Here is a 12,363-nt window from a genome sequence, read left to right on the forward strand (position 1 = left end):
GGGGGCCGGATGATAGGAGCAGGCGGTTTTGCTTACTTTTGCCAAGACAAAAGTAAGCCGCCGTAAGGGCGGAAAGGTGACGAAAAGCCTCTATCTTCAATGAATGCGCATACATCTCCCAAAGCAATCACCATCAAACCTCGAACCCAAACCCCAAACCCCAAACCCCAAAACCTACCCCATCGGATGCAAAACCCTGAACCCCTGCGCCTCCTCAACCAACCAGTCATGCACCGCCCGAGCCCCCGGCTGGGTCAGCCCCCCCGGCGGATACAGCAGCACATAGCGCTTGTGGTTGGCGATCGGCACCCCAAACGGCACGATCAACGCCCCACGCTCCAGCTCGTCATTGAGCAAGGTCCGCCGGGCAATGGCCACGCCAATCCCGGCGATCGCAGCCTCGATGGTCAAATGGTTGCGATTGAACGTATGCCCGCGCCGCACATCCAGCCCGCCCGCACCAATACCCGCCAGGTAGAACTCCCACTCCGCATACTCCGAACTGCCGCGCCAGGCGGTAATGTCGTGCAGCAGCGGGTAGTGCACCAGGTCCGCCGGACCATGCAGGGGCGGGCGCCCACGCAACAGGGCAGGGGAGCAGACCGGGAAGATCTGCTCGTCCAGCAAGGGTGTGGACAGCATGCCCGGGTAGCTGCCGTCGTTGAGGTCGATGGCCAGGTCGAAGTCCTGCGGGTGCAGTGCCTGGTTGCTGTCCTCGGCTACCAAGCGCAGCTCGATGTCCGGGTAGCGCTGCTGGAACCGCGGCAGCCGCGGGGTCAGCCATTTGGCCAGAAACGACGGGATCGAACGCAGGCGCAAGGTGCCGCGGATCTCGCCGGCATCCAGGCGCAGCAGCTCGGCCTCGATGCTGCCGTAAGCCTCGGCCACGGTCTGCGCCAAGCGCTGGCCCTCGGCAGACAACTCCACGCCGCGGGCCTTGCGCAGGAACAGGCGAAAGCCCAGGCGCTCCTCCAGCTGGCGCATCTGCTGGCTGACCGCACCGGGGGTAATGTGCAGCTCTTCGGCGCAGCGGGTGAACGACAGGTGCCGGGCCGCGCACGAGAACACATGCAGCCACACGTACACCTGGCCGTTGAGTTGGCCTTTCATCGTTTAGTCCTGCTAAAGGCTTGTGTAGAAACTTTCGTTGGTCATCGACCTTGGAGCGCGTCAGTATCGCCCAAGTTGGCAATACCGCTCAAATTTCTCAAAGCGCCGTGGACCAGCGGTTTTTACCGTCACGGCAAGGCATTAGCATGGCTATCAGTGTTTTCGACCTTTTCAAGATTGGCATCGGCCCGTCCAGCTCCCACACCGTCGGCCCCATGCGCGCTGCAGCGACCTTTGCCCAGGCACTGCGTGAGCGTGGCCTGCTGGCACAGGTGGCCCGCGTCGAGGTGCGCCTGTACGGCTCGTTGTCGGCCACCGGGGTTGGCCACGCCACCGACCGCGCCTGCCTGCTGGGCCTGATGGGGCAATGGCCGGACCGCATCGACCCGCACAGCATCGAGCCGCGCATCGATCAATTGATGCAGGAGCAGTGCCTGATGCTCGATGGCCGCCAGCCGGTCGAATTCCAGTACAGCCGCGACATGCGCCTGCTGGACGAGAACCTGCCATACCACCCCAACGCCATGACCCTGGAGAGCTTCGACGGGCAGGGCAGCCAGTTCAGCCAGACCTACTACTCCATCGGTGGCGGCTTCATCATCGAGCAAGCCGAGCTGGACGCGCCCCAAGCCGGCAGCAGCCAGGTCGAGTTGCCCTACGAATTCAACAGCGGCGCCGAGCTGCTGGCCCTGTGCAAACAGCACAAGCTCAGCGTCAGCCAACTGATGATGGCCAACGAACGCGCCTGGCGCAGCGAAGCCGAGGTGCGCGAAGGCCTGCTGAAGATCTGGGCGGCGATGGGCGAGTGCGTGGCCAACGGCCTGCGCAACGAAGGCATTCTGCCGGGCGGGCTCAAGGTCAAGCGCCGCGCCGCCAAGCTGCACCGCAGCCTGCAGGAACTGGGCAAGCCCAACGTGATCGGCTCGACCTTGAGCGCGATGGAATGGGTCAACCTGTTCGCCCTGGCGGTCAACGAAGAAAACGCCGCCGGCGGGCGCATGGTCACCGCGCCCACCAATGGCGCGGCGGGCATCATCCCGGCGGTGCTGCATTACTACATGAAGTTCAACCCCGAGGCCTGCGACGACGATGTGGTGGCGTTTCTGCTCGCAGCTGCCGCCGTGGGTATTCTGTGCAAGAAGAATGCTTCGATTTCCGGTGCCGAAGTGGGCTGCCAGGGCGAGGTGGGCTCGGCCTGCTCCATGGCCGCTGCGGGCCTGGCCGAAGTGCTGGGTGCCACACCGCCGCAGCTGGAAAACGCCGCCGAAATTGCCCTCGAGCACAACCTCGGCCTGACCTGCGACCCGGTCGGTGGCCTGGTGCAGGTGCCGTGCATCGAGCGCAACGCCATTGCCGCAGTCAAGGCGATCAACGCCGTGCAGATGGCCCTGCGCGGTGACGGTGAGCACTTCATCTCCCTCGACCGGGTGATCCGCACCATGCGCGACACCGGCGCCGACATGCACGCCAACTACAAGGAAACCTCCCGCGGCGGCCTGGCCGTGGCCTTTGTCGAATGCTGACACTCCCCTTGTAGGCGCCGGCTTGCCGGCGATGGCGTCGGCAGCACCATCAATAATGCCTGCCAGGGCCTCATCGCCGGCAAGCCGGCTCCTACAAGGGACCAACCCCCGAAACCGCAGTACCCCGCAACACCCGCAACAAAAACAACTACAAGGCGATACCCATGACTGATGTACACAGCACCACGACCGTTCGTGCGGATTCGGCTGCCCAGGCTTCGGCCCAAGGCTCGACCACCTGGAACCGCCACGACACCACCTGGGCCCTTGGCCTGTACGGCACTGCCATCGGTGCCGGCACCCTGTTCCTGCCGATCAATGCCGGGGTAGGCGGCTTCTGGCCGCTGCTGATCCTCGCGCTGCTGGCTTTCCCCATGACCTTCTTCGCCCACCGTGCGCTGACCCGCTTCGTGCTGTCCGGGCGCAAGGGTGGCAGCGAAGACATCACCGAGGTGGTGGAAGAGCACTTCGGCGTGGGCGCCGGCAAGCTCATCACCTTGCTGTACTTCTTCGCAATCTTCCCCATCTTGCTGGTGTACAGCGTAGCGTTGACCAACACACTCACCAGCTTCCTCGAACACCAGCTGCACCTGAACGCACCGCCCCGGGCCTTGCTGGCACTGCTGCTGATCTGCGGGCTGATGATCATCGTGCGCTGCGGCCAGCAACTGATCGTCAAGGCCATGAGCCTGCTGGTGTACCCCTTCGTCGCCTCGTTGCTGCTGCTGGCGGTGAGCCTGGTGCCGAACTGGAACGGCGCCTTCTTCGCCCAGGCCAGCGAAGGCTTGAGCGTCTCGAAACTGCTGCTGACCCTGTGGCTGGCCATCCCGGTGATGGTGTTCTCGTTCAACCACTCGCCGATCATCTCGGCGTTCGCCGTTGACCAGAAGCACCGTTACGGCGCCGACGCCGACCGCAAGAGCGGCCGCACCCTGGCCACCGCCCACGTGATGATGGTGCTGACGGTGATGTTCTTCTGCTTCAGTTGCGTACTGGCACTGAGCCCGGCCGACCTGAGCGCGGCCAAGGCGCAGAACATCTCGATCCTGTCGTACCTGGCCAACCACTTCCAGACCCCGGTAATTGCCTTCGTCGCGCCACTGATCGCCCTGGTGGCCATCACCAAGTCTTTCCTCGGCCACTACATCGGTGCCAGCGAGGGCTTCCAGGGCATGATCGTCAAGAGCCTGCGCGGGCGCGGCAAAAGCTGGCCGGCCAAGCGCCTGGAGCGCGCCACAGCCTTGTTCATGCTGCTGACCTGCTGGGCGGTGGCCACCCTCAACCCCAGCATCCTCGGGTTGATCGAGAGCCTCGGCGGGCCGGTGATTGCCTGCCTGCTGTTCCTCATGCCGATGTACGCGGTGCACAAGGTGCCGGCGCTGCGCCAGTATTCGGGCCGGCTATCGAATGTGTTCGTGGTGCTGGTCGGGTTGATCACGCTGTCGGCGATTGCCTACAGCCTGGTTGTTTGAGCCAAAAATGAATCGCGGGGCAAGCCCGCTCCCACGCTACCTGTCAAAGGTCTTGTGGGAGCGGGCTTGCCCCGCGATCGTTTTTCAGGTCAGGCGCTTTCCAGGTGTTTGATCGCCGCCTTCAGGCGTTCGCCAGGCTGGTGCTGGTGGACGATGTCCGGTGCCTTGGCCACCACGCCGTGCTGGTCGACCCAGTGGCCCTGGGTGAAGTAGCGGTAAGTGGCGGTGCCCTTGTTCCAGCCGGCATCCAGCAGCCCTTGCAGGTGGAAGGTCTGGGCGATCTGGCTGAGTGGGCCGCTGGGGCTGCCATCCAGGTGCAGCACGATCGACGGCGCGCCTGTCGGGGCGAACGGCAGTTCGCTGTAGCTGCCCCACACATCGGCGTGGAAGTTCACCACCGGGTAGGTGGCCTGGGACGTGCGGGCGGTGCCGGTGACTTTCTTCTGCACCACGTTGACCAACAGGTCGAGGGTGAGCAGCGGGGCGCCGAGCCCCCCGGTTCTGACGTTCAGGCGGGTATGGAAAAGACCGATGGCCATGCTGATTCTCCTTGCCTGTTCAGGCTTTTTTGGCGGCCTTGGCGGCCGGGCTCTTGGTCGATGCGATGGCCTGGTCCAGGGCTTTGCCCACGGCGCCGCTGGCCAGTTGCTTGAGCTGGGCGACATCGCCGGTGGCGATGGCTGCTTCCAGGGTGGCACTGTGCAGCTGATGCTGCTGGTCGGCACCGGCCAGTTGCTGGATGCGCTGGCCTTCCAGCACCGCTGGCACGTTTTCCAGCACCACCCAGCGCTGGCTGTTGTAATAGCGGTAGTTGGTTACGCCGTGTTGCCAGTCCAGGTCCAGCAGCAGGTGCAGGTCCAACTGTTGCAATGAGTTGGTATGTGGGCCGCCCTGGTTGCCGCGGACGGTGAGCAGGATGCGGCCTTCGCCGGGTGGCTGCACGGTGAGGTAGGTGTAGGTACCCCACACGTCCAGGTGCAGGTCCAGCGGCGGGTTGGTGGCCTGGGTGATCACTGCGGTGCCGCGCACGCTGCGGTCCGGGGTGTAGACCAGCAGGTCCAGTTGCAGGCGTTGCGCGCCCGCCTGGCCGGTGGTGATCAGGTAGGACACCGGGAACAGGCCGGCAGGTGGTGGGATAAGCGCTTCAGACATGATTGCCTCCAATGCATTCGATGGATGAACGACAAATCGATACCAATGCATGCACAGGCGGGCGAAAGAGGCGGGGGAGCGGGGGAGACCGGGCGTGGATGAGGCTTGCCCGGTGCGAGCGGCTGTTGGCAGCCGGCTTGTGCAGCCATCCCTGGTACGCGGTGCCGCCTGCCTGGCAGCCCGCTTGAGTAAAGCAGGGCGGCCAGGCAGTGATGGCATTTTTACAGCATGTCCGACGAGTGGTCAGATGCGGACCGAAGGGTCACTTTTTCGCTTTCTGCTGCAGGCTGACGAAACTGCGGCGCATGTCGCTGGCCCAGCCGTCGAGCACCGGTTTTACGTCGTTCAGGGTCAGCTTCTGGGTGTCGTTCTCCAGTTCCTTGCCGCTGCCCTTGCGCACCACCTGGGCCAGGACCTTCTGGCTGCTGCCATCGAGGAATGCTGCTTCGACGGCGATATCCACGTCCTGGTCGCGCCCCCCGGCGGCGGTATTCACTGCGGCCGCCACCAGCGCGATCGGGATCACCTCGTAGGGTTTGAGCCCCTGGGTGCTGGTGGACACCGCAGTGATGGCCGGGCGTACCACGATGGTGTCCGGGCCGGGCGCCTTGACCAGCGTCAGTACGCTACCCAGTTCGCGGCGCATGGCTTCGTTGAAGTAGCGGGTAATGTCCTGCAGGGTTTGCGCCGAGATCACCTCGGTGGGTTGCGGCTTGGGGTAGAACTGGCTCGGCTCGATGAATACCTTGGTGTACTGGCTGGCCTTGATATCCGGGTCGATCCAGCGCATCACCGGCGCACCGGAGACGCTTTCGGCCGGCTTCAGGCGGCTGTAGTCCTTGAGAAAGCCTGAGTAGTCCTTGGGGTCGACACGGTTGCTGGAACAGGCGACCAGGGCCAACAGGGCAGCGCACAGCAGGGTGGCGCGAGGCAGTTGCTTCATGATCAGGGGCTTCCATGAGGGGAGAGGCCAGAACAACGCTAGCAGGTGCTTGGCGGTTGGCCAGTAGTGGCTTTGGCGGGGAGTGAATTCCTACAGCAATGGCAGAAGCGGCCGGCTTTCCAACTTGTCCCGGCGTTGAAAAAATATGCCCTTCACGGGTATATTTTGAGGGCGAGACAATGGATGTCTACAAGCGAAAGGATTTTGCCCGTTGGCAGATGAGCGAAAATCTAGCGGATTGCATGCTTTGCCAAGCAGTAGAAGAAATGAACAGTGGCCTGGTGGATGCCAGCCTTGGCGGGCTTCTGTTCAAGAAGCGGGTTTCAACCGAGCATGGCGGCAAGCGTGGTGGGTACCGCACGCTGCTCTCGGCCAGGGTTGGTAAGCGCTACGTGTTCCTGCATGGTTTCAGAAAAAGCGACAAGGCTGACATTACGCCGAGCGAGCAAAAGGCTTTGCAGTTTGCAGGCAAGGTCTTTCTTGAACTGTCACCGCAGGCCTTGGCCAAGGCTCTGGGTTGCGGTGTTTTGATGGAGGTCCATTGTGACCAGCAAACTGATTGAATCCTTGCGCGATGACTTGGCTGCGCTCGAACAGGCAGGCGCCGTGGGCAAGATCACCCTGCGCCAGTTTGACGCGATATGCCCGGCCCCCGTGCGTCCTTTCAGCCCCGCAGACATCAAAGGCCTGCGCGAGGCCTTGAACTTCAGCCAGCCGGTTTTCGCCCTGCACCTGCATACCAGCGCGTCCACGGTGCGCAAATGGGAGCAAGGTGAAACGCAACCGGCAGGCCCTGCCTTGAAATTGCTCAACATCATTGCTGCCAAGGGCCTGCAAGCAATCCTTTGAGGCGTCGCTGCGATCGTTCGATATCCGCAGCAGCAGATCGTGTGCGCCTGATCCAACGCATCCCCCTGTAGGAGCCGGCTTGCCGGCGATAGGGCCATTGGCAGCACACAATGCTTGAGACCAAGCCCGCCAGGCCCGGCCTCATCGCCGGCAAGCCGGCTCCTGCAGTGTCTCTGGCAGGTTCAGCCCAACGCCTCACGCAACCGGTACCACAACATCCCCAGCGCCAGCAGCGGCGAGCGCAATGCCTTGCCGCCGGGGAAGGTCAGGTGCGGCACCGCACCAAACACATCCAGCCCCCGGCTGTGGCCGGTGGCAATGGCCTCGGCCAGCAGCTTGGCGGTCCAGTGCGTCACGTTCAGGCCATGCCCTGAATACCCCTGGGCGTAGAACACGTTGGGGTGCTGGCTTAGCCGGCCGACCTGCGGGAAGCGGTTGGCCGTGATGCCGATCATGCCGCCCCACTGGTAGTCCAGGCGCACACCGGCCAGTTGCGGGAACACCTTGAGCACCTTGGGCAGCATGTAGGCGCCGATGTCCTTCGGATCGCGCCCTGAATAGTGGCAGGCGCCGCCGAACAGCAGGCGGCGGCCGGCGGTCAGGCGGTAGTAGTCCAGCCCTACCTTCTGGTCGCACAGCGCCATGTTCTGCGGGATCAAACTGCTTGCCACGTGCTCGGGCAACGGCTCGGTGGCCACCACATAGCTGCCGGCGGGCAGCACCTTGCCGCTCAGGCGCGGCTCCAGCTCGTCGAGGTGGGCGTTGCAGCCTAACACCAGGCTCTGTGCGCGCACCTTGCCGCGTGCGGTGTGCAGGGTCACGGTGCTGCCATGCTCGATGCGCAGCACCGGGCTTTGCTCGAAAATGCGCACGCCCAGGCCATGGGCAGCGCGGGCTTCGCCCTGCACCAGGTCGAGCGGGTGCAGGTGGCCTGAGCCCATGTCCACCAGGCCGCCGGCATACTGGTCACTGGCGACGATCTCGTGCATGCGCTCGGGGCCGACCAGGCGGGTTTCGTGGCGGTAACCCAGCTCGTTCAGCTCGCGCAGCTCCTCGCTGAACGCCGCGTACTGCGCCGGGGTGTTGGCCAGTTCGCAGAAGCCCCAGCGCAGGTCGCACTGAATGCCGTACTGCTCGATGCGCCTGGCCACCAGCGCCACCGAATCGATGCCGGCCTGCTTGAGGTAACGCACGCCGTCCTGGCCTACGTGGCGGGCAAAGCCCGACACGTCATGGCCGATGCCGCGGATCAGCTGGCCGCCGTTTCGCCCGCTGGCGCCCCAGCCGATGCGCCGGGCCTCCAGCAGCACCACCGACAGCCCGCGCTCGGCCAGTTCCAGGGCGGCGTTGACCCCGGTCAGGCCGCCGCCGACCACGCACACATCGGCCTGCAGCTCCTGGTCGAGCACAGGGTAGGGGGCTGCCTGGCGCGCGGACGCTGCGTAGTAGGAAGCGGTATGTTCATTCATCTGTGGCATGGCAGTGCTCGGCTCAGCGGTTGGACTTGATCTTGCTCCACGAACGGGTCATCACCCGCATGATCTGCGGGCTTGGGGTGCTGGACACATACAGCTTGTCGAGCACCTCCTGGGGCGGGTAGATCTCGGGGTTGTCGATCAGCGATGCATCCATGTGCTGCTTGGCCTCAAGGTTGGCGTTGGCGTAGCCCACGGTGGCACTGACCTTGGCGATCACCTGCGGGTCGAGCAGGTAGTTGATGAAGGCCAGCGCCTGCTCGGGGTTGGCCGAGTCCTTGGGGATGGCCAGCAGGTCGAACCACAGGTTGCTGCCTTCCTTGGGGATGCTGTAGGCGATTTTTACTCCGTTGTTGGCCTCAACCGCGCGGTTGGCGGCCTGGAACACGTCCCCCGAATAGCCGAAAGCCACGCAGATGTCGCCGTTGGCAAGGTCGGACACGTACTTGGAGGAATGGAAGTAGGTGATGTAGGGGCGCAGTTCCAGCAGGCGGGCTTCGGCCTTGGCGTAGTCGCCAGGCTTTTCGCTGCGCGGGTCCATGCCCATGTAGTTGAGCACCGCCGGGAACAGCTCGTCGGGCGAGTCCATGAACGCCACGCCGCACTGCTTGAGCTTTTTCAGGTTCTCGGGCTCGAACAGCACCGCCCAGGAGTCGATCTTGTCGATACCCAGCGCTGCCTTGACCTTCTCGACGTTGTAGCCGATGCCGTTGGTGCCCCACAGGTACGGCGCTGCGTACTGGTTGCCCGGGTCGTTCTGCTCAAGCTGCTTGAGCAGTTTCGGGTCCAGGTGCTTCCAGTTCGGCAGCTTGCTGCGGTCCAGCGGTAAAAATGCACCGGCCTTGGCCTGGCGCGCCAGGAAGTGGTTGGAGGGCACCACCACGTCGTAGCCGGTGCGCCCGGCCAGCAGCTTGCCCTCGAGGGTTTCGTTGGAGTCGAACACGTCGTACACCACCTTGATCCCGCTGCTGGCCTGGAAGTCTGCCAGGGTGGTGTCACCGATGTAGTCGGTCCAGTTGTACACGCTCACCGTCGGCTGGGCCTGGGCGGCGGCGCCGAACAGCAGGGCGAGGGTTGCGGGGATCAGGGTTTGCTTGTGACGCATGTCGACACCTCGTTGGAATTGTTCTTCGTATTTGGTGTGTTGCACCTGTAGGAGCCGGCTTGCCGGCGATCACCGGCCTTGCCGGTGCCATGCAGCGCCTGCAAGGGCCTCATCGCCGGCAAGCCGGCTCCCACAGGGGTTGCGACAGCTTGGGGCTATACGCTCAGCAGCAGGAACTCACGCTCCCACGAACTGATCACCCGCTTGAAGTTCTCGTGCTCGGCGCGCTTGACGGCCACATAGCCCTGCACGAACTGCTGGCCCAGGTACTGCTGCACTACCTCGCAGTCTTCCATGTGCTGCAGCGCGTCCTCGATGGTGATCGGCAGGCGCAGGTTGCGCCGCTCGTAGGCGCGGCCCTGCACCGGGGCGCTGGGTTCGATGCGCTCGACCATGCCGATGTAGCCGCACAGCAGGCTGGCGGCGATGGCCAGGTAGGGGTTGGCGTCGGCGCCCGGCAGGCGGTTTTCCACGCGCATGGCCTCGGGGCTGGAGGTCGGCACGCGCAGGCCGGCGGTGCGGTTTTCTTCACCCCATTCGACGTTCACCGGCGCCGAGGTATCGGGCAGGAAGCGGCGGAACGAGTTGACGTTGGGGGCGAACATCGGCAGCAGCTTGGGGATGTATTTTTGCAGGCCGCCAATGTGGTGCAAGAACAGCTCGCTCATCTGGCCGTCTTCGGTGGCGAAGATCGGCTTGCCGGTGGCGATGTCGACCACGCTCTGGTGCAGGTGCATGGCGCTGCCCGGCTCGTCGGTGATCGGCTTGGCCATGAAGGTGGCGGTGACGTTGTGCTTGAGCGCCGCCTCGCGCATGGTGCGCTTGAACACGGTGATCTGGTCGGCCAGGTCCAGGGCATCGCCGTGGCGGAAGTTGATCTCCATCTGCGCCGGGCCGTCTTCGTGGATCAGCGTGTCCAGGTCCAGGCCCTGCAGTTCGCACCAGTCGTAGACGTCTTCGAACAGCGGGTCAAATTCGTTGGCGGCATCGATGGAGAACGACTGGCGGCCGCTTTCGGCGCGGCCCGAGCGGCCCAGCGGCACTTGCAAGGGCAGGTCCGGGTCTTCGCAGCGCTGGGTGAGGTAAAACTCCATTTCCGGTGCGACGATCGGCTGCCAGCCCTTGTCGGCATACAGCTTGAGCACTTTCTTCAGCACGTTGCGCGGCGACAGCTCGATGGGGTTGCCGTGCTTGTCAAAGGTGTCGTGGATGACGATGGCGGTCGGTTCGATGGCCCAGGGGATCTGGTACACCGCCGTGGGGTCGGGGCGGCAGACCATGTCGATGTCGGCGGCGTCGAGCAGGCTGTAGTAGATGTCATCGTCGACGTAATCGCCGGTGACGGTCTGCAGCAGCACGCTTTCTGGCAGGCGCATGCCGCGCTCATGGAGGAACTTGGCGGTCGGGGCGATCTTGCCGCGGGCGATGCCGGTCAGGTCGCTGATCACGCATTCGACTTCGGTGATCCGGTGTTCTTTCAGCCAGGTGGACAGCTGATCGAAGGGGGCGTTCATACAGACCTCTTGGTTGGGTTGTTGTGGTGGGCGGGCACGCGGCACATTGCACGGGGGCACTTCCCACAGGTGACGCTGAGGACTATCTTGGGCGCAGCCCTGCGGGGCGATCTATCCACTTTCTTCGCAGATCAATGCACCAAAAGAGTGCAATAGGACAGCGTGTGACAACGCCCATCGCCTTGCAGGTCCAGGACTTCCGTACCACCGATGTCACCGAGCAGACCCGCGCCACCCCTGGCTGGCAGCAGCAGTACCGGCAGATGTCCCCCGGGCATTTCAACGGCCAGTTGCGCTGGCTGGGGCTGGAAGGTGTGGGGGTGTACGAAGAGCGCCTGAACACCCGGGTAGAGCAGTTCTTCCGCGCGCCCAGCGGGGCCTTGGCGTTCTGCTTCGACCGCAGCGAGAACAGCCTGTACCTGCTTAACGAAGACAGCCGCAACATCTGGATCACCCCGGAGAATTACCAGGAGGTGGCGGTGGTGTTCGAGCAGCCGTTCCTGGCCAGCCACGGGCTGGATGTCGAGCGTTTGCGCGGCCTGTTCATGGTGCCTTTGACCTGCCAGCAGAACGCGCTGTTCGGCAACTGGCTGAGCGCCACCCTGACCCGCCTGGGGCAGGCCGATTGTCCGCTGGAGGGCAGGGCGCTGGCCGAGCAATTGCTGGAGGATTGCCTGTTCATACTGGACAACGCCGGCCAGCGCTTGCAGGGGGAGGCGCGGGAGCGGCGTGACGGGGAGCGGGCGATCATGCGCCGGGTCAGCGAGTGGGCTGCTGATTGCCCGGATGAAACCTTGAACCTGGTGGAACTGGCCCGGGTGGCGGGGGTTTCCGTGCGGCAACTGCAGCAGGCGTTCAAGGGGTTTACCAACCTGCCGCCGGCGCATTGGCTGCGGTTGCGCAGGTTGAACGGGGCGCGGCGGGATTTATTGTGCGGGGCCGGGGAGGTGACCGTGGCTGAAGTGGCGATGCGGTGGTCGTTCTGGCATTTGGGGCGGTTTTCTGAGAGTTATCGGCAGTTGTTTCGGGAGTTGCCCAGTGAGACGTTGAGGCGTGGGCGTTAATCTTTTTGGCTTGTTGGTTTGAGTTGGTTTTGAAAGTTGTAGCCGCATTCATTATTTGTATTGACGCTTATTCACCTTTCCGCCCTTACGGCGGGTAACTTTTTGAAGGATCAAAAAGTCACCAAAAAATCCCCGCTCCATTCATCCGGCCCCTGC

General features: G+C 63.8%; 12 protein-coding genes. 5 read left to right on the top strand and 7 right to left on the bottom strand.

Going from position 1 to position 12,363, the window contains the following annotated elements:
* Window positions 1-174 precede the first annotated feature (174 nt).
* On the bottom strand, window positions 175-1,110 hold the full coding sequence (locus tag ACI2KK_RS28680; RefSeq protein WP_404671605.1) for a LysR substrate-binding domain-containing protein: 936 nt from the start codon (window positions 1,108-1,110) through the stop codon (window positions 175-177).
* 146 nt (window positions 1,111-1,256) lie between these two features.
* On the opposite strand from ACI2KK_RS28680, the gene ACI2KK_RS28685 reads away from it, so the two are divergent.
* Complete coding sequence (locus ACI2KK_RS28685; protein ID WP_404671606.1) at window positions 1,257-2,633, top strand: L-serine ammonia-lyase; 1,377 nt, start codon at window positions 1,257-1,259, stop codon at window positions 2,631-2,633.
* Window positions 2,634-2,797: 164 nt separating this feature from the next.
* Window positions 2,798-4,105 carry a serine/threonine transporter gene (locus ACI2KK_RS28690; RefSeq protein ID WP_404671607.1) on the top strand — a complete coding sequence of 436 codons (1,308 nt, stop codon included), beginning with the start codon at window positions 2,798-2,800 and terminating at the stop codon, window positions 4,103-4,105.
* A gap of 89 nt (window positions 4,106-4,194) precedes the next feature.
* On the opposite strand, the gene ACI2KK_RS28695 is transcribed toward ACI2KK_RS28690, so the two are convergent.
* The 3 genes from ACI2KK_RS28695 to ACI2KK_RS28705 all read right to left on the bottom strand — a co-directional run bounded on the left by ACI2KK_RS28695 (window position 4,195) and on the right by ACI2KK_RS28705 (window position 6,200).
* Window positions 4,195-4,644, bottom strand: a complete 450-nt coding sequence (locus ACI2KK_RS28695) for a DUF1842 domain-containing protein (protein WP_404671608.1) — start codon at window positions 4,642-4,644, stop codon at window positions 4,195-4,197.
* Window positions 4,645-4,663: 19 nt separating this feature from the next.
* Window positions 4,664-5,257: a DUF1842 domain-containing protein gene (locus tag ACI2KK_RS28700; protein WP_404671609.1), complete on the bottom strand. Its 594-nt coding sequence runs from the start codon at window positions 5,255-5,257 to the stop codon at window positions 4,664-4,666.
* A 262-nt stretch (window positions 5,258-5,519) separates the two neighbouring features.
* Window positions 5,520-6,200: a DUF3313 domain-containing protein gene (locus tag ACI2KK_RS28705; protein ID WP_217838641.1), complete on the bottom strand. Its 681-nt coding sequence runs from the start codon at window positions 6,198-6,200 to the stop codon at window positions 5,520-5,522.
* Between the two features lie 179 nt (window positions 6,201-6,379).
* Between ACI2KK_RS28705 and ACI2KK_RS28710 the strand changes: the two genes are divergently transcribed.
* Window positions 6,380-6,763 carry a type II toxin-antitoxin system RelE/ParE family toxin gene (locus ACI2KK_RS28710; RefSeq protein ID WP_404671610.1) on the top strand — a complete coding sequence of 128 codons (384 nt, stop codon included), beginning with the start codon at window positions 6,380-6,382 and terminating at the stop codon, window positions 6,761-6,763.
* The gene (locus tag ACI2KK_RS28715; protein WP_217885063.1) at window positions 6,744-7,049 is read left to right on the top strand and encodes a DNA-binding transcriptional regulator; all 306 of its coding nucleotides are present in this window, start codon (window positions 6,744-6,746) and stop codon (window positions 7,047-7,049) included. Before ACI2KK_RS28710 ends, ACI2KK_RS28715 begins: the two co-directional genes overlap by 20 nt.
* Before the next feature lie 182 nt (window positions 7,050-7,231).
* On the opposite strand, the gene ACI2KK_RS28720 is transcribed toward ACI2KK_RS28715, so the two are convergent.
* From ACI2KK_RS28720 to ACI2KK_RS28730, 3 genes are all read right to left on the bottom strand, one after another.
* The gene (locus ACI2KK_RS28720) at window positions 7,232-8,527 is read right to left on the bottom strand and encodes an NAD(P)/FAD-dependent oxidoreductase (RefSeq protein ID WP_404671611.1); all 1,296 of its coding nucleotides are present in this window, start codon (window positions 8,525-8,527) and stop codon (window positions 7,232-7,234) included.
* A gap of 13 nt (window positions 8,528-8,540) precedes the next feature.
* Complete coding sequence (locus ACI2KK_RS28725) at window positions 8,541-9,629, bottom strand: polyamine ABC transporter substrate-binding protein (RefSeq protein WP_404671612.1); 1,089 nt, start codon at window positions 9,627-9,629, stop codon at window positions 8,541-8,543.
* A gap of 155 nt (window positions 9,630-9,784) precedes the next feature.
* Window positions 9,785-11,143, bottom strand: coding sequence for a glutamine synthetase family protein (locus ACI2KK_RS28730; protein WP_404671613.1), 1,359 nt, complete (start codon window positions 11,141-11,143; stop codon window positions 9,785-9,787).
* 164 nt (window positions 11,144-11,307) lie between these two features.
* Here ACI2KK_RS28730 and ACI2KK_RS28735 point away from each other — a divergent pair, with 164 nt between their 5' ends.
* Entirely contained in the window at window positions 11,308-12,207 is a 900-nt protein-coding gene (locus ACI2KK_RS28735; protein ID WP_404671614.1) for a helix-turn-helix domain-containing protein, read from the top strand.
* Window positions 12,208-12,363 lie beyond the last annotated feature (156 nt).

Origin of the sequence: Pseudomonas sp. NPDC089406 (assembly GCF_044900265.1) — a bacterium.
GTDB classification, from domain to species: Bacteria; Pseudomonadota; Gammaproteobacteria; order Pseudomonadales; family Pseudomonadaceae; genus Aquipseudomonas; species Aquipseudomonas fakonensis.